Annotated in this window: 19 protein-coding genes; 10 read left to right on the forward strand and 9 right to left on the reverse strand. The window is 69.1% G+C overall.

What is annotated here, in order from left to right:
* Positions 1-4: 4 nt before the first annotated feature.
* Together MKD38_RS03975 and MKD38_RS03980 are read right to left on the reverse strand one after the other, a co-directional pair.
* The gene (locus tag MKD38_RS03975; RefSeq protein WP_252674763.1) at positions 5-391 is read right to left on the reverse strand and encodes a hypothetical protein; all 387 of its coding nucleotides are present in this window, start codon (positions 389-391) and stop codon (positions 5-7) included.
* 9 nt (positions 392-400) lie between these two features.
* Positions 401-655, reverse strand: a complete 255-nt coding sequence (locus MKD38_RS03980; RefSeq protein ID WP_252674764.1) for a cytochrome c-type biogenesis protein — start codon at positions 653-655, stop codon at positions 401-403.
* Between MKD38_RS03980 and MKD38_RS03985 the strand changes: the two genes are divergently transcribed.
* Positions 654-809 (forward strand): hypothetical protein, encoded by a 156-nt coding sequence (locus MKD38_RS03985; RefSeq protein WP_181461127.1) that lies wholly within the window; start codon positions 654-656, stop codon positions 807-809. The genes MKD38_RS03980 and MKD38_RS03985 overlap by 2 nt on opposite strands.
* A 150-nt stretch (positions 810-959) precedes the next feature.
* Positions 960-1,985, forward strand: a complete 1,026-nt coding sequence (locus MKD38_RS03990; protein ID WP_252674765.1) for a hypothetical protein — start codon at positions 960-962, stop codon at positions 1,983-1,985.
* A gap of 20 nt (positions 1,986-2,005) precedes the next feature.
* On the opposite strand, the gene MKD38_RS03995 is transcribed toward MKD38_RS03990, so the two are convergent.
* The 3 genes from MKD38_RS03995 to MKD38_RS04005 all read right to left on the reverse strand — a co-directional run bounded on the left by MKD38_RS03995 (position 2,006) and on the right by MKD38_RS04005 (position 5,384).
* Positions 2,006-2,518 carry a GAF domain-containing protein gene (locus MKD38_RS03995; RefSeq protein WP_252674766.1) on the reverse strand — a complete coding sequence of 171 codons (513 nt, stop codon included), beginning with the start codon at positions 2,516-2,518 and terminating at the stop codon, positions 2,006-2,008.
* A 1-nt stretch (position 2,519) separates the two neighbouring features.
* Positions 2,520-3,488 carry a Bug family tripartite tricarboxylate transporter substrate binding protein gene (locus MKD38_RS04000; RefSeq protein WP_371925643.1) on the reverse strand — a complete coding sequence of 323 codons (969 nt, stop codon included), beginning with the start codon at positions 3,486-3,488 and terminating at the stop codon, positions 2,520-2,522.
* A 66-nt stretch (positions 3,489-3,554) separates the two neighbouring features.
* Positions 3,555-5,384: a gamma-glutamyltransferase family protein gene (locus MKD38_RS04005; protein WP_252674768.1), complete on the reverse strand. Its 1,830-nt coding sequence runs from the start codon at positions 5,382-5,384 to the stop codon at positions 3,555-3,557.
* Between the two features lie 127 nt (positions 5,385-5,511).
* Between MKD38_RS04005 and MKD38_RS04010 the strand changes: the two genes are divergently transcribed.
* Positions 5,512-6,462: a LysR family transcriptional regulator gene (locus tag MKD38_RS04010; RefSeq protein ID WP_252674769.1), complete on the forward strand. Its 951-nt coding sequence runs from the start codon at positions 5,512-5,514 to the stop codon at positions 6,460-6,462.
* A gap of 37 nt (positions 6,463-6,499) precedes the next feature.
* Here the strand turns inward: MKD38_RS04010 and MKD38_RS04015 are convergent, their stop codons facing one another.
* Positions 6,500-8,710, reverse strand: a complete 2,211-nt coding sequence (locus tag MKD38_RS04015) for an amylo-alpha-1,6-glucosidase (protein WP_252674770.1) — start codon at positions 8,708-8,710, stop codon at positions 6,500-6,502.
* 32 nt (positions 8,711-8,742) lie between these two features.
* Positions 8,743-9,822 (reverse strand): glycosyltransferase family 4 protein, encoded by a 1,080-nt coding sequence (locus MKD38_RS04020; RefSeq protein WP_252674771.1) that lies wholly within the window; start codon positions 9,820-9,822, stop codon positions 8,743-8,745.
* Between the two features lie 373 nt (positions 9,823-10,195).
* Here MKD38_RS04020 and MKD38_RS04025 point away from each other — a divergent pair, with 373 nt between their 5' ends.
* From MKD38_RS04025 to MKD38_RS04050, 6 genes are all read left to right on the forward strand, one after another.
* Positions 10,196-10,339, forward strand: coding sequence for a hypothetical protein (locus MKD38_RS04025; protein ID WP_252674772.1), 144 nt, complete (start codon positions 10,196-10,198; stop codon positions 10,337-10,339).
* A gap of 111 nt (positions 10,340-10,450) precedes the next feature.
* Positions 10,451-11,314 carry a branched-chain amino acid ABC transporter permease gene (locus MKD38_RS04030; protein WP_252674773.1) on the forward strand — a complete coding sequence of 288 codons (864 nt, stop codon included), beginning with the start codon at positions 10,451-10,453 and terminating at the stop codon, positions 11,312-11,314.
* A gap of 10 nt (positions 11,315-11,324) precedes the next feature.
* Positions 11,325-12,356: a branched-chain amino acid ABC transporter permease gene (locus tag MKD38_RS04035; RefSeq protein ID WP_252674774.1), complete on the forward strand. Its 1,032-nt coding sequence runs from the start codon at positions 11,325-11,327 to the stop codon at positions 12,354-12,356.
* Positions 12,349-13,113 (forward strand): ABC transporter ATP-binding protein, encoded by a 765-nt coding sequence (locus tag MKD38_RS04040; protein ID WP_252674775.1) that lies wholly within the window; start codon positions 12,349-12,351, stop codon positions 13,111-13,113. Before MKD38_RS04035 ends, MKD38_RS04040 begins: the two co-directional genes overlap by 8 nt.
* Complete coding sequence (locus MKD38_RS04045) at positions 13,100-13,807, forward strand: ABC transporter ATP-binding protein (RefSeq protein ID WP_252674776.1); 708 nt, start codon at positions 13,100-13,102, stop codon at positions 13,805-13,807. Before MKD38_RS04040 ends, MKD38_RS04045 begins: the two co-directional genes overlap by 14 nt.
* 124 nt (positions 13,808-13,931) lie before the next feature.
* On the forward strand, positions 13,932-15,104 hold the full coding sequence (locus MKD38_RS04050) for an ABC transporter substrate-binding protein (protein ID WP_252674777.1): 1,173 nt from the start codon (positions 13,932-13,934) through the stop codon (positions 15,102-15,104).
* An 87-nt stretch (positions 15,105-15,191) separates the two neighbouring features.
* Here MKD38_RS04050 and MKD38_RS04055 read toward each other — a convergent pair whose 3' ends face one another.
* Together MKD38_RS04055 and MKD38_RS04060 are read right to left on the reverse strand one after the other, a co-directional pair.
* The gene (locus tag MKD38_RS04055; RefSeq protein ID WP_252674778.1) at positions 15,192-17,885 is read right to left on the reverse strand and encodes a DUF6600 domain-containing protein; all 2,694 of its coding nucleotides are present in this window, start codon (positions 17,883-17,885) and stop codon (positions 15,192-15,194) included.
* A 284-nt stretch (positions 17,886-18,169) separates the two neighbouring features.
* Entirely contained in the window at positions 18,170-19,498 is a 1,329-nt protein-coding gene (locus MKD38_RS04060; protein WP_252675324.1) for a putative bifunctional diguanylate cyclase/phosphodiesterase, read from the reverse strand.
* A 287-nt stretch (positions 19,499-19,785) separates the two neighbouring features.
* Here MKD38_RS04060 and MKD38_RS04065 point away from each other — a divergent pair, with 287 nt between their 5' ends.
* Positions 19,786-21,402: a methyl-accepting chemotaxis protein gene (locus MKD38_RS04065; protein ID WP_252674779.1), complete on the forward strand. Its 1,617-nt coding sequence runs from the start codon at positions 19,786-19,788 to the stop codon at positions 21,400-21,402.
* Positions 21,403-21,441: the final 39 nt, after the last annotated feature.

Below are 21,441 nucleotides of genomic sequence, written 5' to 3' on the forward strand. Positions count from 1 at the left end.
AGCGCTAGTCCGGCAGCTTGCGCGACTTCCAGCCGCCCTGCTCCTTGCAATACCACCCGGTCCACGATTCCGACTGCCCGGCGCGACGGAATTCGCTGCGCACCTGGCGACAGGCGTCGCCGCGATCCGTGCGCGTCTGCAACGGCGTGAACGATCCTTCCACCGCGCGGTGCCGCTGGTCGGCCGGCAAGCTGAACGCAACGCTTGCGCCGTCGGCGGACTGGTCCAGGGTCTTGCCAAAGACGCCCCATGCGGAATTCAATTGGGCCTGGCCCAGCGTGCCGACGATGGTGCCGGACAGGTAGTGGTCAAAGTAGCCCCAGGCCGGCCACGCCGACACGGCCGCGGCGAGCCCGGCGGCAGCGGCTAAGCGCCGGCAGCGAATGGCCATGGCGCCCCCCTACTCGAAGCGCTCGGCCAGCACCATGGCGTCGACCTTGCGCTGCTTCCAGAAAATATGGTTGATACGCGGCACCAGTCCGCGCAACGTGCCGGCATCGACTTCATTGAAATGCAGCGTCACGGCCGGCCGCGAGCCATCGCCCTCCACGCGGCTGATGTCGTCGAATGCCGGCAGTCCGTAGCGCACCAGAAAGTCGCGGATTTCGTCATCGGTGGTTCCCGCCTCGATATTCACCAGCATCATTGAACTCATGGCCTTCTCCTTGGCGTTGCGCAACCGCTGCCGCACCGGTCTGCCCGACGATATGCCGGGACGGATCGGCCGGCGCACATTGATGCGTGAAAAACCAGAGCCGTGCGTACGCATCGTCATCAAATTCCTGGCGCACTGCGTCAATGAATCATAGATTGAACAGGCAGGCAAGCAAGGCACGGCATCGCCGCATGACCCCCTGCCAACGGAGGGGTACCCGCGGCTGCCACGACGTGTTGGCCAACCGGACCACCGGCACCAGACCGCGCGAGCGGCATGGGCGGGACAATGCAGGAGCATGCTGATGGGCTTCCTGGGGTGGATGCGCCGGCGCAAAACGCAGGTCCCCGCACGCGAATCGCGGGAGATTGCCGAACTGACGGAACGCGTGACCCGTCTCAGTCCGCGCCTGCGGCTGTTGCCACGCTACCAACAGCGGGTCCGGCCCGCGCTGGAACAGGCACTGGACTATGTGCGGGGACTGGTCCAGGACCTTCCCGCCCCGCGCGACGCCAGCAAGGAAGCCTGGGCCAGCGACCCTTATATTCACGCCTTTTTCGGCACGCCCCATGACGTGGAACTGGGATTCAGCCGGTCTCCCGAATTGCGCGAGTTCTTTGCGCAGTCGCCCGATTCGGCGCTGGCCTACGCTGTGCTCGGCATGGCAATGGCCGAGCGGCGCACGCTAGGTGTGGCGCTGGAAGGCGATGTCATGCGCTCGGACGTGCCCCAGACCGTGATCAGTTTCAGCGATCACAAGGTCAGGATCATTGCCTGCACCGAGGCGGCCCTGCGCGAGGAAATCGTGCGGCGGCTGTTCGACCAGTTGGCCATGGAGAGCCTGGCCCGCGTCGCAGCCGGCAAGTCGCGCCGCAACGTGCTCGAGCGCGAGCAGGCGCTGCTCGTGGCGCGCCTGCGCCTGCTCGAGCGGCAAGGCACCGGCATGCGCTCGGTGCTCGGCGGCGATGGCGATGGCGACGGCGGACCCGGCGAGCAGGCCAAGCTACGCGAACAGGTCGCGCAGAACGACCGGGAACTGGCGCAACTCGGCAAGGATGCCGGGGCGCTTGAACGCCAGCTTGAATGCCTGGCCGAGGTATTGACGAACGCGCGCGCCTTCCTGTCCATTGAGCCTAGACACCTGCGGCTCAGCGCAATGAACGTGCTGCTGGCACCGGAAAGCACGGCGCCGGCGCACGAGATCGAGCTTCTTACCGCACGCGTCCCGGGGGATCCGCCGCTGGTGCGATCCTTTGCGCTGGTGCGCTTCGCCCGTGGCGACATGCTGTCATCCGGCGCCCTGCTCGATGAGGCGGCACGGCAGCTCTGAAGGCGATCAGATGGCCGCGTTCATGCCCGCGCCTCCAGGCAGTCCCGTACGGCGGAACCGGACAGCGCCGCCAGCACACGCAACGCTGCCACCTCCGCCGGCGACCATGCGGAGCGATCCGCCAGATAGTTGAAGGTCCCGATCACGCGCGACTGCCAGCACAGCGGCACATTGACCACCGCCGTGCAGCCAAGCGCGCGGATGACCTGCACGTCATCGAACACCGCCGCCAGCGCGGCATCGCCCTCGCCGACAAAGGTTTCTCCGCGCTCGAGCAACTGGCGCCGCCACGGACTGTCGCCCTTCTGCTTGCGGCCGCCGACCGGATAAGCGGTTGGGTGGGACGACCACAGCCGTTCGATCTGGGCCGGCCCGGCATGCCAGGCGTTGATGGTCAGCAGGCCGGGGCCCAGCGCCTGCAGGGTGGCGGCGCCGATCGCGTCGAACGCGGCACCGGGATCGCGGGCCTGCTGCAGCTGGTCGCACAGCCCATTGGCCGCGGCCACCAGCGAGGCGGTGCGCAGCAGGCTCATGTCATTCCCCCTTGATGCCGAGTTCGCGGATCAGCTTGCCGTAGCGGTCGGCATCGCGCTGCAGGATGGTGCCGAACTGCTGCGGCGTGGAGGTCGCGGTCTCGACGCCGATGGCGTTCATCTTGGACTTGACCTCGGGCAGCGACATCACCGCGTTGATCTCGCGGTTCAGGCGCGCGGCCAGCTCTGCCGGCATGCCTTTTGGGCCGAAGGCACCGTACCAGACCGCCAGTTCATAGCCGGGCACGGTTTCGGCCACGGTCGGCACATTGGGCAGCAATGGCGAGCGTTTGCTCTCGGTAACGGCGAGCAGCCGCAGTTTGCCGCCCTTCACGTGCGGCAGCGTCTGGGTGCCCGCCGAGAACAGCAGCTGGGTCTGGCCCGCGACGGTATCGACCACCGCGGGCGCACCGCCCTTGTACGGCACGTGCAGCATCTGCACGCCGGCCATCTTCTCGAACAGCACCGCGCTCAGGTGATTGGTTGAGCCGGGCCCGGCGCTGGCATACGCCAGCTTGCCCGGATTGGCCTTGGCGTAGGCGATCAGCTCCTTGACATTGTTCGCCGGCACGGACGGGTGCACCACCATCGTGTTGGTCACATAAGCCAGCAGGCCCAGCGGCGTGAAGTCCTCCACGCCGCGGAACGGCATGTTCGGCATCAGCGCCGGGTTCATCGCGTGGGTGCTCATCGAACCGACCAGCAGCGTGTAGCCATCGGGCCTGGCACGCGCCACCATGGCCGAGCCGATATTGCCGGAGGCGCCGGGCTTGTTGTCGACGATCACCGGCTGGCCGAGTGAGCGGGTCAGGTGTTCCGACAGCACGCGCGCCAGGATATCGGTCGAGCCGCCGGCAGCCCAAGGCACGATCAGCGTGATCGGCTTCTGCGGCCAGTTGTCGGCGGCGCTTGCGGCGCCGCCCAGGCACATCGCCAGTGCGGCCATGCCGCCCAGCAGGGTCTTGGTCATCCATCGCATGGTGTTACTCCTCCGTCTTCGTTTCTGTCTGTCTATTGGGTGGAACCGGTTGGATCGTCAGCGTCCGGCGGCATAGCCCTGCATGCCGCGCGGATTGGCACCGGCGCGCAGCACCAGCCGGCCGCGGGCGTCGAACTCGCGCGAGCAGGCCGACATGCGGCCCTCGGACCATGGCTCGCCCACGCGCACGTCGTGGCCGCGCTCGCGCAGGGTCGCGAGCGTGCTGTCCGGGAAGCGCGATTCGATGCTGATGCGGTTGAGCACGGTCTGGCGCGGCCAGAACGAAGCCGGGAAGTGGTCGACATGCCAGGCCGGCGCGTCGATCGCCTCCTGCAGGTTCATGCCATGCACGGCATGCCGCAGGAAGAATGCCAGCGACCACTGGTCCTGCTGGTCGCCGCCGGGCGTGCCGAACACCATGTAGGGTTCGCCATCGCGCAGCGCCAGCGATGGCGACAGCGTGGTGCAGGGCCGCTTGCCGGGCGCCAGGGTATTGGGCAGGCCGGGTTCCAGCCATGTCATCTGCAGGCGGGTATTGAGCGCGAAGCCGAGCGCCGGGATGGTCGGGCTCGACGACAGCCAGCCGCCCGACGGCGTGGCCGCGACCATGTTGCCGTGGCGGTCGATCACGTCGATATGGCAGGTATCGCCGACAAAGATCTCCTGTTCGGCCCACTCGGCCACCGGCGGCAGTTCGGCAAAGGTGGGCTCGCCCACGCCGAAGCGCACGTCGGCGCGCTGCAGCGTGCGCGTGGCCGCGGCCAGGTCGGGCAGGCGCGGCGCGATGCCGTTGACGGTGCCGGGCTCGAGCGACAGCGCCGCCTGCGCGCCGATGCGCTGCGCGCGCGCGGCCAGGTAGCCATCGTCCAGCAAAGCCGCCAGCGGGCTCGCGGCGAAACGGGGATCGCCGTACCACGCCAGGCGGTCGGCCATGGCCAGCTTGGCGGCCTCGGCAATGCGGTGCACGAACTCGGGTGAGTCCACCGCGTGCTGTTCCAGGCCGGCATGACGCAGCATGCCGAGCTGCTGCAGGAACACCGGCCCCTGGCTCCAGATGCCGCACTTGGCCACGGTATAGCGGCCAAAGTCCAGGGTCACGGGCGCCTCGATCTCCGGGGTCCAGCTTGCCATGTCTTCACGGCGCAGCAGGCCGGCGTGCTTGTCGCCGGTGGTGTCGCGCACCGGCGTACTGCGGCAGTACGCATCGATTTCCTGCGCGACGAAGCCACGGTACCAGCAGTCCAGCGCCGCATCGATCTGGCCGGTGCGGGTCTCGCTGCGGCGCTGGGCTTCTTCGACGACGCGGGTGTAGGTGGCCGCCAGCACCGGCAGCGTGTGCAGGCTGCCGGGGCGCGGCACCTTGCCGTCGGGCAGCCAGGTCTGCGCCGAGCTGTGCCATTCGTCGCGGAACAGCGCCTGCACCGCCAGGATCGCGCGCGCGATGCGCGGCACCAGCGGGAAGCCGTCGCGCGCATAGCCGATGGCGGGCGCCAGCACCTCGGCGAGGGTCCAGCTGCCATGCTCGCGCAGCATCGTCAGCCATGCGCCGAAGGCACCGGGCACGGCGGCCGGTATCAGGCCGATGCCGGGCACCAGGTCCAGGCCCATGGCGCGCAGCGCGGCGGGATCGGCCAGCGCCGGCGCCGGGCCCTGCCCGCATACCGAGCGCATGGCGCGCTCGCGCTCGCTCCAGTACAGGATCGGCACTTCGCCGCCGGGGCCGTTCAGGTGCGGCTCGACCACCTGCAGCACAAAGCCCGCGGCGACCGCGGCATCGAAGGCGTTGCCGCCGCGCTCCAGCACGCCCATGGCGGTCTGCGTGGCCAGCCAGTGCGTCGACGCCGCAACGCCAAAGGTGCCAACGATTTCGGGACGGGTGGTGAACATGGGGAAGGCTCCTGTGATGCCGGCCAGTATAGGGTTGCGGAATAACCACCTTCGCCTGTTTGGTTATTGCTGTATTACCATCTGGTAATACCGTCATCGCGCCCGCCCCCGGCGCGGCAAGCCCCCCGTGTCCATCGCCCCCGACAAGCTGGTCCACAACCTGGTATCGCGGCTGCGCCTGCGCCACCTGCCACTGCTGCTCGCGCTGGCGCGGCAGCGTTCGGTGTCACGCGTCGCGGCCGAACTCAACCTGTCGCAGCCCGCCGTGACCAAGGCCCTGCGCGAGATCGAAGACATCTTCATGGTGCCGCTGTTCACCCGCACCCGGCGCGGACTGGAGCCCACCTCCACCGGCCTGGCGGTGCTGGCGCACGCCCGTCTGACACTGGCCGATGCCGATGCGCTGGGGCGCGAACTGGCGGCGATCGAAGCCGGGCTGTCCGGCCGGCTGCGCCTCGGCGTGATTCCGTACATCAGCCGCGGCGTGCTCGATACGGCCTGCACCTTCGGCCTGGCGCAGACCCCGCGGGTGTCGGTGCTGGTGCGCGAAGGCACCACCGACGAGCTGGTCGGCGCACTGCGCGAGCATGAACTGGACTGCGTCATCGCGCGCACCTTCTTTGCGCCGGGCGCGGACATCGTGCAGCAGCCGCTGTATCGCGAAGAGCCGGCGCTGGTCGTGCCCACCGCGGCCGCGGCGCGGCTGGCGCGCGGCGCGCTCGACTGGCACCGGCTGGCCGAACGCGACTGGATCCTGCCGCCGCCCAACACGCCGATCCGACGCACCATCAACACCATCTTCGCGGTGGCGGGCGTGGCGCAGCCGACGCCGATGGTCGAAACCTACTCGATCAAGACCATGGCCACGCTGATGCGCAGGCATCCGGCGGCAACGACCATCGTACCTAAGGCCGTTGCCAGCGAACTGGTCGAGGCCAGGGGCGCGGTGGTGCTGCCGCATGCGCTGAGCTGGGACCTGCCGCCGGTGGGCGTGATGTGGCGGCGCCAGCCGGTGGAGGACGATGTGGTCGCGGCGCTGGTGGCGTGCCTGCGCGCGCTGCCGGCAGACCTCGCGTAGCCTGCGGCACAGGCCCGCACCCGCCCGCGACCAGGCATCAGTTCCGCGTCAGCACCCGCACCGGCCCGCGCCGCTCGAGCACGTCGACCACCACGCGCTCGCCCGAACGCCGCACCGCGACGTCGGCGCTGCCGCCGCCGACGCCGAGGTTGCGGAACACCACCTCGTCCAGGAACGGCGGCAGCGACGGGTTCTCGAACGTGATCGCCGGCTCCTGCGTGTCGAAATCCAGCCCCAGGCAGGCCTGCAGCATCAGCAGCGGCGCGGCCGCGGCCCAGGCCTGCGGCGCGCACGCCACCGGATAGAAGGTCGGCCCCTGGCTGCGCTGGCGCGCAAAGCCGCAGAACAGCTCGGGCAGGCGGCGCAGGTCGATATAGCTCGATGCCGCGAACAGGCCCTCGAAGATGCGGCTGGCTTCGGGGTGGTAGCCGTAGCGCGCCATGCCCGCCGCGATCAGGGCATTGTCGTGCGGCCAGACCGAGCCGTTGTGGTAGCTCATCGGGTTGAAGCGCGCCGCGTCCGCGGCAACAGTGCGGATACCCCAGCCGCAGAACGACGTACTCTGCATCAGCGTGCCCACGACCGAGGGCGCGCGCTCCGGCAGCGCGATGCCGGTAAACAGCGTATGGCCCGCGTTGGAGGCGCGGATGCGGCACGGCTGCTTCTTGCCATCCAGCGCCAGCACATAAGTGCCCAGCACGGGGTCATAGAAGTGCTTGTCGAAGGCGTCGCGCAGCACTTCCGCCCTGGCGGCATAGCGGGCCGCGCCCTCGCTGTCGTCCAGCGCCGCGCGGATCTGCGCCGCGGCCTGCCAGGCGCCGTAGGTGTAGGCCTGGACCTCGGCCAGCGCGATCGGGCCGGCGGCAAGCCGTCCGTCCTCATGGAACACCGAGTCGCGGCTGTCTTTCCAGCCCTGGTTGATCAGGCCCTCCGGCGACTGCCGGCCGTATTCGACGAACCCGTCGCCGTCGCGGTCGCCGTATTCGCTGATCCAGTCCAGCGCGGCCTGCAGCCTGGGCCACAGCGCGCGCACGGTGTCGACATCGCCGGTGCGCCGCAGGTAGGCGCCGGCCAGCAGCACGAACAGCGGCGTGGCGTCGACGCTGCCGTAGTAGAGCGCGAACGGCACCTCGCCGAGGCGCGCCATTTCGCCATGGCGCATCTCGTGCAGGATCTTGCCGGGCTCGGCATCCGCGCCGGGGTCGACGGTCTCGGCCTGCATCGCGGCAAGATACTGCAGCACGCCGCGCGCGATCTCGGGATCCAGCCATAGCGTCTGCAACGCGGTGATCAGCGCATCCCGGCCGAATACCGTGCTGAACCACGGGATGCCGGCATACGGGTAAGGTCCGTGCACGGTGTTGGTCAGCAGCATGTACAGGTCGGAGAGGCTGCGCCGCGCGACTTCGGTGAACAGCTCGTTCGAGGTGGTGATCGACGCCGCGCGCCCGGACGAGCGCCGCAACTCGCGCCGTGACTGCAGCAGCGCGCCGAGGAAGGACTGGGCCTCGTGCTCCTCATGATCCACCGACTTGCAGCGGATCTCCATGCGCAGCAGCTGCATGCACGACGGCTTGAGCAGCAGCGTGAAGCTGGCACGGCTGCCGCTCAGCTCCTGCGGCTGCGGATCGAACGAGAGCCGGGTTTCGCGCCGCGCCTGGTCCAGGCCGGTATAGCTCAGCGTGACCGCGGCGCCGTCGACTTGCGGCGGGTGCAAGGTGCCGCGCCGCAGCCGCTGCGTGCCGCGCACTTCGAACAGGTCGGCAAAGTCCGCATCGAAGGCGATATCGATGCACACGCGCCGCGGCCGGTCGTCGAAGTTGCGCACGCTCAGGCGTTCATAGCAGGCGCCGTTCCACAGGAAGCGCGAGCGGCGCAGGTGGATCAGGTCGTGCTCGAGCCACAGCGCGCCCTCCTGGTCGAACAGGTCCGGATTGGTCAGGTCGCAGGTCAGCGCGGCATTGTCGTCGCGCAGCGTCGACGACAGCAGCATCGGGCGCTGCCCTTCCACCGTCAGCCGCAGGAAGGACAAGTGGCGCGTGTCGAAATGGAACAGCCCCTCGGGGCTGCCCGGCGCACCGATCGCATCGCCGTTATGGTCGAACAGCGCGAAGGTGTCGCCATGCTTGAGCGTGCGCGGGCGCCGCTCCTGCAGCGACGCCGCCGCGGGAATATAGAACTGCGCGACTTCGCCGGCGCCGGCGACCGCCACCGAGCGGTGGGGATGTTCCGTGGATTCTGCAGGCATGAGGGGGTCTCTCCAGCAGTGGTCGTGTGCGGTTATGCGAGCGCCATTCCGTCGGCCTCGCCATGTGCCTGGCCCGCGTCGCCGGGGTGCGGCAAGCCCTGGTAGATGCGTACGTAGTCGCGCGCCATCCGCGCCGCGGTAAAGCGCGCGTCGAACGCGGCACGCACGCCGGCGCGCGGCAGCGTGGCCACGCTGGCGACGGCGGCCACCGCTTCATCGACGCTGTGCACGATATAGCCGCTGAGGCCCGGCTCGATCACCTCCGGCACCGAACCGCAGTCGAACGCAATCACCGGCGTGCCGCAGGCCATGGCCTCGATCATCACCAGGCCGAACGGCTCGGGCCACGCGATCGGGAACAGCAGCGCGCGCGCATTGCCGAGGAACGCGGACTTCGCCGACTCGTCGATTTCACCGATGTATTCGACTTCGGCATGCGCCGCCACCAGCGGACGAATCACTTCCTGCCAGTAGGTGCGGTCGACCCGGTCGACCTTGGCCGCCATCTTCAGCGGCAAACCCGCGCGCGCGGCCACCTCGATGGCATGGTCGGGGCGCTTCTCCGGCGAGATGCGGCCAAGGAATGCCAGGTAGTCGCCCGCCGGACTGGCGCAGTAGTCCAGCAGCGTCGCCGGGATGCCATGGTGCACCGTGCCCACCCAGTTCACCGGCGGCATCGGCGCGCGCTGCGCGTCGGAGACCGACACCAGCGGAAATTGCGGGAAATGCGCATAGAAGGGCTGCAGCTCCGGCAGGTCCAGCCGGCCGTGCAAGGTAGTCAGTGCGCGCACCGGCAGGCGCCGCAGCAGCGGGCATTGCAGCATGTCGATATGGAAATGCAGGACATCGAAGCGCGCGGCGGCAGCCATCACGCGGTCCAGCATCATCACGTAGTAAGGCAGATGGTCGCCGACGTCCGCATCGAGGCGCAGTGCCATGTCGCAGCACGGCACCAGTTCGGCGCCGGTGACCGAGTCGCCGCTGGCGAACAGCGTGACCTCGTGCCCTTGGCGCACCAGTTCTTCCGTCAGGTACGAAACGATGCGCTCGGTGCCGCCATAAAGGCTGGGCGGGCAGCGTTCGGCGAGTGGTGCAATCTGCGCAATCTTCATCGGCTCTCCCCCCTGGTCATCAGCAAACTGCAGGGTGGATTGCCGCGACAGTGCCTGGGGCTGATGAAGGCACCATAGAAAGCGGCGGGGGCTTTTTCAAGCTGGTCCGGACCATGCAGGCGCGGCATGGAAACCATGTAGCGCAGCGATGATGGCGACCCTGTCCGTCAGGGCTTACCCGGAGGCGCGGCCGCCGCTATTTCGCGGTGCGGAATAGCAGGCCGCTTTCCTTGACGGTGCCCGCGCGCCTATGCAAAAGTCGGCGAAAACGAACGATCGTGCGGGAACACTTTCCCGACACGGCGTCACCGGGCGGCAACGCTGTCCGGCTTGCCGGGCGGCCATCGCGCCGCATCGCACAGGAGACACCGCCATGCAGCATCCGCAGCACCGCATTGCGCACCGCCATTGCCTGGTCCCGCACATGGAGCCAGCGCCCCCGCGCAACGACGCACGCACCACCGCACGCACCGTCGCACGCATTCCGGCACGACAGCCCGCGCTGCCGCCGGCCTGACCCACTGCGCCCGAGTTTCAACTGCGCGGCCGCGCCTGGCGCCGCCGCGCCGGAACACGCACGGCCATTGCCGGCGCGTGCCTGCTTTCCCGAAACGTAAGAGGTACCCCCGTGGCATTGTTCCTTCAACAGTTCCTGAACGGCCTGACGCTGGGCGGCGTGTACAGCCTGGTGGCGCTGGGCCTGACGCTGGTCTACGGCATCCTGCACGTGCCCAATTTCGCGCACGGCGCCTTCTACATGGCCGGCGCCTACGTGTCGTACTACCTGATGACCGCGCTGGGCGTGAACTACTGGCTGGCGATGCTGGGCGCGGCACTGGTGGTGGCGGTGCTGTCGATGCTGGCCGACCGGCTGGTGTTCCATCCGCTGCGCAACTCGCCCGAGCTGCACGACATGATCGCCGCCATCGGCATCCTGCTGTTCCTGGAAGCGGGCGCGCAGGCGCTGTGGGGCGCTGACTTTCACCGCATGCCCACGCCCTATGGCCAGATCGTCAACGTGTTCGGCCTGACCGCGCCGCTGCAGCGCCTGCTGATCATCGGCGCCGCCTTTGCGCTGATGGTGCTGCTGCACCTGTTCCTCACGCGCACCATGACCGGCGCCACCATCATGGCGATGGCGCAGAACCGCGAAGGCGCGGCGCTGGTCGGCATCGACGCCACGCGCGTCACGCTGCTGGTGTTCGCCATCTCCGGCGCGCTGGCCGCGATCGCCGCCACGCTGTACGCGCCGATCAACCTGGTCTACCCCAGCATGGGCAACCTGGTGATCACCAAGGCCTTCGTCATCATCATCCTCGGCGGCATGGGCAGCATCCCCGGCGCCATCGTCGGCGGACTGATCATCGGCATGGCCGAGAGCTTCGGCGGCTTCTACGTTTCCACCGACTACAAGGACATCATCGCCTTCGTGCTGCTGGTGGTGATCCTGTCGATCCGGCCGCAGGGCCTGTTTGCCGGCAAGGCAGCCTGAGGAGCAAGACATGAAAGCACTGCAAGGAAAGACCGGCTGGATGCTGCTGCTGGCACTGGCCATCGCCTTCCCGCTGGTCACGCCCAACAGCTACTACCTGACCGTGATGACGCTGGCCTTCATCTATGCCATCGCCACGCTCGGACTGAACCTGATCACCGGCTATACCGGCCAGCTGAACCTGGCGCACGGGGGCTTCATGGCCATCGGCGCCTATACGCTGGGGATCCTGACCGTGGACTACCAGGTGCCGTTCTGGCTGGCGTTCGTGCTGGCCGGGGTGCTGTGCATGGTGCTGGGCTATGTGGTCGGGGTGGTGTCGCTGCGCCTGAAGGGCCATTATTTCTCGATCTTCACCATGTGCGTGGGCTACATCATCTACCTGCTGATCGAGAAGTGGGAAAGCCTGACGCACGGCACCGTGGGCCTGATCGGCATTCCGGTGCCGGCGGCGATCGGCCCGCTCGGCTTCGACAGCGTGCCGGCGCAGTATTACCTGGTGCTGGCCTTCCTGGCGCTCGGCGTCTTCCTGATGCACCGCATCGTCACCTCGCTGCTGGGGCGCAGCTTCATGGCCGTGCGCAACAGCGACGCGCTGGCCGAGGCGCTTGGCATCAACCTGATGCGCACCAAGGTGCTGTCGTTCGTGCTGTCGGTGGGCTATGCCGGCTTTGCGGGCGCGCTGTACGCCGGGCAGGTGCGCTTCCTGGGCCCGGACATCGCCCGCACCGACCTGACCTTCGACATGGTGATGTCGATGCTGGTGGGCGGCATCGGCACGCTGTTCGGGCCGCTGCTGGGTGCGGTGCTGGTGCCGTGGATCACGCAGTCGCTGCAGTTCATGCAGGACTACCGCATGCTGGTGTTCGGCCCGGTGCTGGTGCTGCTGATCATCTTCGTGCCCGACGGCATCGTCGGCTCTTACCTGAAGAAGCAGGCGCGCAAGGCCGCCGCCGAGCGCCGCGGCAAGCTGGCCCAGCCCGCTGCCGCGAGCAACACCGCCGCTGTACCGACCACCCGCGCCGGAGCCGACCATGCTTGAGATCCGCAACCTGACCAAGAAATTCGGCGGCCTGACCGCGGTGCACGAGGTCTCGGTGACCTTCGAGCAGGGCCATATCAACGCCATCATCGGCCCCAACGGCGCCGGCAAGACCACCTTCTTCAACCTGGTCGCGGGCACCCATGCGCCCTCCTCCGGCCAGATCCTGTTCAAGGGCCAGGACGTGGCCGGCCTGCGCGCCGACCAGATCGCGCGCCTAGGCGTGGCGCGCACCTTCCAGGCCACCGCGCTGTTCGACCGCGCCACCGTGCTCGACAACCTGATCGTCGGCCACCGCCTGCGCACCCGCTCCGGCCTGGGCGACGTGCTGTTCAACACCCGCCGCCTGCGCGAGGAAGAGCGGCTGTGCCGCGACAAGGCCGAGGCCGCGCTGGACTTCGTCGGCCTGTCGCACCTGGCGCACGAGGTCGCCGCCGACATCACGCAGGAGGCGCGCAAGCGCGTGGCGTTCGCGCTGGCGCTGGCGACGGACCCGGAACTACTGCTGCTCGACGAGCCCGCCGGCGGTGTCAACCCGGAAGAGACCGTCGGCCTGGCCGAACTGATCCGCAAGATGGTGCGCCATGGCAAGACCGTCTGCCTGATCGAACACAAGATGGACATGATCATGCGGCTGGCCGACAAGATCATGGTGCTGAACTACGGCGAGAAGATCGCCGAAGGCACGCCCGCGCAGATCCAGCAGGATCCGCATGTCATCGAGGCCTACCTGGGAGCCGACCATGTTGCAGCTTGAACGCGTCTCGCTGTCGTACGGCAGCTTCCGCGCCCTCGACAACATCACCCTGCACGCCGGCGCCGGCGAGCTGGTGGTGCTGCTCGGCGCCAACGGCGCCGGCAAGAGCTCGATCTTCCTGGCGATGAGCGCGATCCACCGCATCAGCGGCGGCAGCATGCGCTTCGACGGGCGCGAACTGTCCGGCATGAAGCCGTCGCAGATCGTGCAGGCCGGGCTGGTGCATTGCCCGGAGGGACGCAAGCTGTTCCCGGCCATGAGCGTGGAGAAGAACCTGGTGCTGGGCGCGTATGTGCACCGGCGCGACGGCGCGGGCATCCGCAAGACGCTGGACGAGGTCTATGAACTGTTCCCGATCCTGCGGCAGAAGAAGGACGACGCGGCCGGCTCGCTGTCCGGCGGGCAGCAGCAGATGGTGGCGCTGGGACGCGCGCTGATGAGCCGCCCGCGCGCGCTGCTGCTCGACGAACCGTCGCTGGGACTGGCGCCGCTGGTGGTCAAGCAGATGTTCGAGATCATCCAGCGCATCAACCGCGCGGGTACCACGGTGCTGCTGGCGGAGCAGAACGCCTATGCGGCGCTGGGCATCGCGCATCGCGCCTATGTGATCGAGAGCGGCAAGATCGTGATGGAGGGGGATCGCGATGCGCTGTTGAAGGATGAGGGGATACGCAAGGCGTATATCGGGGGTTAAGGGACCAAAGGCATCAACTACCGATTGTGTACTCCCTCTCCCGCTTGCGGGAGAGGGGAGAAAACAAGCGGTCGACCAGGGGCCGCGGAACAAACAAAGCGCAGTACTTTCAGGAGACAACACCATGCAATACAACCTCATGCGCCGCATCTTCCCGCTGGCCGCCACCGCCGTGGCCGCGATGCTGGCCTCGGGCGCCGCGCTGGCGCAGGAAGTGGTCAAGATCGGCTACACCGGCCCGCTTTCCGGCGGCGCCGCGCTGTATGGCAAGAACGTGCTGTCGGGCGTGCAGATGGCGGTGGACGAGATCAATGCCTCGGGCCTGGAGGTCAAGGGCAAGAAGGTCAAGCTGGAGGTAGTGGCGCTGGACGACAAGTACTCGCCCGCCGAGGCCGCCATCAACGGGCGCCGCCTGGTGCAGCAGCACAAGACCCCGGCGGTGTTCGTGCCGCATTCGGGCGGCATCTTCGCGCTGCAGGCCTTCAACGAGCAGGAGAAATTCCTGGTGATGGCCTATTCCAGCGTGCCGCGCATCACCGATGCCGGCAACAAGCTGACCATCCGCATCCCGCCGGCCTATACCGGCTATATCGAGCCGTTCATCAAGGCGCAGATGAAGCGCTATGGCAAGAACGTAGCGCTGGCCCCGGCCGACCACGACTACGCCAAGGCCTGGGTGCAGGCCTTCCTGCCGGCGTGGGAAGCCGCCGGCGGCAAGGTGGTGGCGAACAACCCGATGTCGTACACCAAGGCCACCGACTTCTACAGCGGCGTGTCGCGCGCCATCAGCGAGAAGCCCGACGTGATGTTCGTCGGCGGCCCGTCGGAGCCGACCGCGCTGGTGGTCAAGCAGGCGCGCGAGCTGGGCTTCAAGGGCGGCTTTATCGTGATGGACCAGGCCAAGATGGACGAGATGGCCCGCGTCACCAACGGCCTGGGCATGCTGGAAGGCTCGATCGGCGTGCTGCCGCTGGTCAACGACAGCCGCCCCGCCACGCAAGCCTTCAACGCCCGGTACAAGAAGCTGCACGACGGGCGCGACGCCACCACCGAGATGTCGCTGAACTACACCATGGTGTATGCGCTGGCCGGGGCGATGAAGCTGGCCGGCACCACCAGCGACGCCGCGGCGATCCGCGCGAAGATGCCGGATGCGGTCAAGGGCCTGGCCAAGGAGGTCAATCCCAACGAAGTCGACGGCATCGACGCCAAGGGCGGCTCGATGGCCGACACCGTGGTGGGCTGGGTGCAGAACGGCAAGATCTCGCAGGTCCGCTTGTCCGAACTGGCGAAGTAAAGCGGGACACGCGGCCGGTACCGCGAGCACAAACCCCGGCATGCCGCGAGGCATGCCGGGGTTTTTCATTGCGGCGGTCAAGCGCAACTAGCGGCGATCGCCGTCGCGGCCCTGGCGCGCCTCCATCTGGCCACGCTCCTGCTGCGCGCGCTGCTGCTGCATTTGCCGCTGCTGGTCCATTTGCTGGCGCTGGCGCTCCTGCATCTGCCGCTGCTGCTCGTGCATCTGCCGTTGCTGCTGTTCGGCCTGGCGCTGCATCGCCTGCTGGCGCTGCTGCTCATGCATCGCCCGCTGCTGTTCCTGCATCGCGCGTTGCTGCTCTTGCATATGGCGCTGCTGCTCGGCCTGCCGCTGCATGGCTTGCTGGCGCTGCTGCTCCTGCACCGCGCGCTGCTGGTCCTGCATCTGGCGCTGCTGATCCGCGTGCCGCTGCATGGCCTGCTGGCGCTGCTGCTCTTGCACCGCGCGCTGCTGCTCCTGCATCTGGCGCTGCTGGTCCGCGTGCCGCTGCATGGCCTGCTGCCGTTGCTGCTCCTGCGCCGCGCGCTGCTGATCCTGCATCTGGCGCTGCTGCTCGGCTTGCCGCTGCATGGCTTGCTGGCGCTGCTGCTCCTGCACCGCGCGCTGCTGATCCTGCATCTGGCGCTGCTGCTCGGCTTGCCGCTGCATGGCTTGCTGGCGCTGCTGCTCCTGCACCGCGCGCTGCTGTTCCTGCATCTGCCGCGGCTGCTGTTCGGCCTGGCGCTGCTGCGCTTCCTGCATCTGGCGCTGCTGCTCGAAGCGCTGGCGCTGCATCTCCTGCGATTGCCGCGCCGGATCCGGGCGTTCCTGCCCGTCGGCCCACTGGCGCGGCGGCATGCGCTGCTGGCGTTGCTCTTCCAGCTGCCGTTGCTGCTCGCGCAGCGCGCGCTGCTGCTCGAACTGCTGCTCGATCTGCTGGCGCTGCTGTTCGCGCTGCGTCGCCTGTTGCTGCCGCTGGGCGTCGCCGGGCCCGCCCGGCTGCCCGGCAAAGCCGCGCGCCTCGTCGGGCCGGGTGCTCTGGCCGCGGCCAGGGCCGCGCCACGGCTCGCCGCGGGCCTGCGCATCGTTGCGATCCGCGCGGCCGTCGCCGTCGGCATCGATACGCCCGGGGCGCGGCTGGACCGGAGCGTGGTCGCGCGAGGCGATCGCGGCCTGGCTCATGCGCACGTCCGGCACCGGCCGTGCGTCGCGGCCGGGCCGGCGCTCGTTGCCACCGCGCCAGGCCGGGCCAGCCCCGGGCACGACCCCGCCCTCGCGCGCAAAGCGCCGCGCCAGGTCTTCCGTGGCCGGGCGCCCCGGCGCGCGCGCGGCGATGGCCTGGCGTTCGAAGCCATGGCGCGCCTGCGGCGGCAGCGGCCGCATCGGCGCCGCACCCACCAGGCTGCCCTTGACCGGCGCCACCGGCGGCGCGCCGTGGGCCTCGCCCGTCGGCAGGTTGCGCCATTCGGGGCGGTGCAGGCCGCGCGCCGGCCGTCCTTCGACAAAGTTGCGCGCCGGCATGCCGGTGATGGCGCCCGGCACGCTGCGGTTGGCGTAAGGCGGCGGGCGGCGGTCGCCCATCACGAAGTTGTTGACCGTAACCCGGTTGATGCGGGCGACATAGGTCGGGCTGGCGCGATAGACCGGCCGGTAGGCGTCGCGCGGTCCCAGCGGATACCAGGCCACGCCCGGTCCGCTGCCCACGCGCACGCTCCAGCCCGGCCCGGCGGCGCCGACGAAGGCGACCAGTGCCGGCGCATAGCACGGCCGCACGCGCGGGCCGGGCACCCAGCCCCAGCGCGAACCCACATAAGCCCAGCGGCCGTAATGCGACGGCGCGAAGCCCCACGGCGCGTCGTCGATCCAGGTCCAGCCCCACGGCGCGATCCAGGCCCAGTGGCCGGCGCTGTACGGCACCCATCCCGCGCTGACCACGCGCGGGAACCAGATCGCGCCGTAGCCAGGGTCTTCCTGCCAGTCGCCATAGCCGTCCAGCGCGGCGTAGCCCGGCATCTCGCGCGGCACATAGCGCGCCGACTGCGAAGCGTCCTCGCGCGCGTCGCGCGCCGCGGTCCAGCGGTCGAATGCGTCTTCGGGCACCGCGCCGCCGCCGGCATCGGCCAGGTCGGTGCCGGCAAAGCGCATGCGGTCGCCGCGCTGCAGCTCGATCGTGCGGCTGTCGCCGTAGACCACCGCGCTGCCATGGCGCATGGTCACGGTGGTGGTGCTGCCGTCGGGCGCCACGTCCAGCCGATAGTCGCCGGGCTCGCGCGGCACGAAGGCCAGGTTGGGGGTATCAACCTCGACGGTCTGGCCCGGCGCCAACGCACGCACGCGCACCTGCAGCGTGCCCTGGGTCAGCTTGACCTGGGTGGTGCTGTCGTCCAGGTTCAGGATGCTGGCGGCGGTGGCGCCGCCCATGCGCAGCGCCACCGTGCCGGCGTGAAGTTCGGCGCGTCCGCCCGGGTCCAGCCAGAGCCGGTCGCCGGTGGTGACCGGCCGGTTCAGCCCGGCCGCGGCCCAGGCGTCCGAGCCGGCGGGCGCAAAGCTGAGGTTGCCGTCGACCGCGGTCAGCGTGGCGATGCGCGAGGAAGGATCGGCCTGCTGCTGCGCGGCGTCGGCCACCGGGGCATCGAGGTAGGGTTCGCCCGGCGCGGCGGGCACCTGCGCCAGTGCAGCAGCCGCCACTGCGAGGCCGGCTGCGGCCGCCAGCGCGGTCAGCGCCAGCCGGCCGCCAAGGCGACCTGGATAGCGGCCAGCGGATTGGAAAGGATCAGACATGGAAGGGCAGGAGCGGGACCCGACATGGGTCGGCGGGCAGGCCGGCCCACGCCGGCGGCCACCCTATTGTCACCATACATGGCCGCGGATGCCGCGGCGCGTCCGGCGCGGCACAGTTTGTAAGCTCGTATTTCGCCTTGCGCCCGGGCCGCGCGACCCTGCCGGTGCGCGCGGCAGGCTGCGGGCGGGCCGGCGGGCGGCACCGCCGTGGCGAGGGCCCGTTGGCAGTCAAAGGTGGAAACAACTTCGGTGCGCCGGGCGGACGGGCCCGGACCGGATGCCGCTCAGCCGGCGGCTTGCTGGCGCAGCATCTCGGTCAGGCGCTCGGCCGGCATCGGGCGCCCGTACAGGTAGCCCTGCGCCTCATGGCAGCCGTTGGCCAGCAGGAAATCGCGCTGTTCGGGGGTTTCCACGCCTTCGGCCACCACGCCGATGTTCAGGCTGGCGCCCACGTTGATCACCGAGCGCACGATCGCCGCGTCGACCGGGTCTTCGGTCACGTTGCGGATAAATGACTGGTCGATCTTGAGCCGGTCCACCGGGAACGACTTGAGGAAGCTGAGCGAGGCATAGCCCGTGCCGAAGTCATCGCAGGTCAGCGTGATGCCGTCGCGGCGCAGCGCCTGCAGCTGGTCCGAGACCTCGTCGCCCTGGTGCAGGGCGATGGTCTCGGTGATCTCGATCTCGAGGCAGTCGGGCGCCAGCTCCAGCGCCCGCAGCACGTGCCGGACCTCGGTCAGCAGCCGGCTTTCGGACAGCTGAGCCGCGAACAGGTTGATCGCAACGCGTGGCGGCCGCGGAAACGCCAGCGCCCAGGCACGGGCCTGGGCACAGGCAGTCTGCAGCAGCCACATGCCGACATCGCTGGCGATGCTGCTGCCGGCGAGCGCGTCGATGAAGGCGGCGGGCGACAGCAGCCCGCGGGTGGGATGGCGCCAGCGCATCAGCGCCTCGGCGCCATGGACACGGCCGTCGCGCAGGTCGACCTGGGGCTGGTACAGCAACTCGAACTGGCGCTGGGCATAGGCCTCGTGCAGGGCCTGCACCAGCGACAGCCGCGTGGTCACGTCCGAGCGCATCTGCGGCTTGAAAAAGCGGATGGTGCGGCCGCCGTCGTGCTTGGCCCGCGCCAGTGCCAGGCTGGCCGCCGCCAGCATGTCCGAGGCCTGTTCGCCGGCCGCGGGCGCGACGCACGCGCCGATGCTGGCCAGCACGTGATGGCGGCGCCCGGCATGTTCGTGGGGAGAGGACAGCATCGACAGGATCGCGGCGCTGACGTGGCGCACCAGCGTGGGATCGGCAATGGAGGGCAGCAGCACGCCGAACTCGTCGCTGCCGATGCGGCCGATGACGGCGTCGCGGGGCGAGGCGTCGCGCAGGCGGCGGGCCACGCGCTGCAGGATGATGTCGCCTTCGGCATGGCCATGCATATCGTTGAAGGCGCGGAAGTCGTCAATGCCGATCAGCAGCAATGCGCAGCGCGGCACAGCCTCGCTATGCAGGCGTGCCTCCAACCGCTTAAGAAAGCCCTGGCGATTGTCAACGCCGGTCAGCGGATCGAGATCCGAGCCTGGCGAGGCGCCAGCCGACTTCGCCCCCGACTTGGCCACCATCCCTGCCCCATCTGTAATTGTCGACATTGTTACCCGCTAGCAATTTAGCAAGTGTGACGAAAACTTGGAAAAAATCAAGCAGTTCCGATACACGCCAAAACCCCTAGGCGCCGGCGCAACGCCGGCCCGGCCGGGACCCTGCCGCGCGTTGAATCGGGCGGCCGCATACAGTACCCTACCGCGCATCGGGGCGCCCCCCGCCCGCCGCATGGTCCCGTGCCGCCCTCGCGGCCCTCCTTGCCGGCACCGGCTATGCCCTGAACAAGAACAATCACCGGGATCTCACCGTGAATGAATGGACCATCCGCACGCGCATCCTGGCAAGCTTTTCGCTGATCCTGCTGGTCATGGCACTGATGGGCGTGGTCGCCTATACCCGCCTGGTCGCGATCGAACGCGAAACCGCGCTGATGCTGCATGACGCGCTGCCCGGACTGAACCACAGCACCGGCATCCGCGGCGTCTGGGGCGAGCGCTACGTGCTGGCCTGGCAGACCATCAACGCCACCAGCGAGGCCGAGCGGCGCCGCTTCCAGCAGCAGGGCCAGGAGGCGGCCGGCCGCCTGGACAAGCTCGAGCAGCAGTACGAAGCCTCGATCACGCGTGACGACGACCGCGCTGCCTTCAAGGCCTATCGCGAGCTGCGCGCGCACTATGAAGCGGCGGCCCAGGTCCTGTCGGGCCAGGCCGACTGGAACGGCGCCACCGCCGCGGCGGCGCTGCGCGGCGAGGCCCATGACCGCTGGCTCGAGGCGCGCAAGGCCACCCAGCGCCTGGTGGAGGACAACAGCGCGGTCAACGCGCGCGCCGCGCAGGGCATCGACGATGCCGTCAATGCGGCGAAGCTTGGCATCGAAGCGGCGCTGATCGTGGCAGCGGTGGTGGCGCTGGTCTGCGGCTACCTGCTGCTGCGCGCGATCACGGTGCCGATGCAGTCGATCGTCGGCCTGCTGGCCGGCATCCGCGCCGGCGACCTGCGCCTGCGCATGGCGCTGCGGCGCAAGGATGAATTCCAGGAAGTGGAAGAAGGCTTCAACCAGATGACCGGCGAGCTGACCTCGCTGGTGGGCCAGGCCCAGCGCACCGCGATCCAGGTCACCACCTCGGTCAACGAGATCGCCGCCACCGCACGCCAGCAGCAGGCCACCGCCACCGAAACCGCCGCCACCACCACGCAGATCGGCGCGACCTCGCGCGAGATCTCGGCCACCGCGCGCGACCTGGTGCGCACCATCCACGAAGTCTCGAGCGCCGCCGAGCAGGCCGCGGGGCTGGCGGGCACCGGGCAGGTCGGGCTGTCGCGCATGGAAGGCACCATGCAGCATGTGATGGAGGCTGCCGGCTCGGTCAACGCCAAGCTGGCCACGCTCAACGAGAAGGCCGGCAATATCAACCAGGTGGTGACCACCATCGCCAAGGTGGCCGACCAGACCAACCTGCTGTCGCTGAACGCCGCGATCGAGGCCGAGAAGGCCGGCGAATACGGCCGCGGCTTTGCCGTGGTGGCCACCGAGATCCGCCGCCTGGCCGACCAGACCGCGGTGGCCACCTACGACATCGAGCAGATGGTGCGCGAGATCCAGTCGGCGGTGTCGGCCGGCGTGATGGGCATGGACAAGTTCTCGGAGGAAGTGCGCCGCGGCATGTCCGAGGTCACCCAGGTGGGCGACCAGCTGTCGCAGATCATCGCCCAGGTGCAGTCGCTCGCGCCGCGCGTGCAGATGGTCAATGAAGGCATGCAGGCCCAGGCCGGCGGCGCCGAACAGATCAACCAGGCGCTGATGCAGTTGTCCGAGGCCGCGCAGCAGACCGTGGAATCGCTGCGCCAGTCGAGCCAGGCGATCGACGAGCTGACGCTGGTCGCCAACGACCTGCGCAGCGGCGTGTCGCGCTTCAAGGTCTAGGCTGCCGTTTCCTCCCGTTTCCCGCACCGGGCCGTTGCA

Origin of the sequence: Cupriavidus sp. WGlv3, from assembly GCF_023952475.1 — a bacterium.
In the GTDB taxonomy this organism is placed as follows: domain Bacteria; phylum Pseudomonadota; class Gammaproteobacteria; order Burkholderiales; family Burkholderiaceae; genus Cupriavidus; species Cupriavidus phytorum.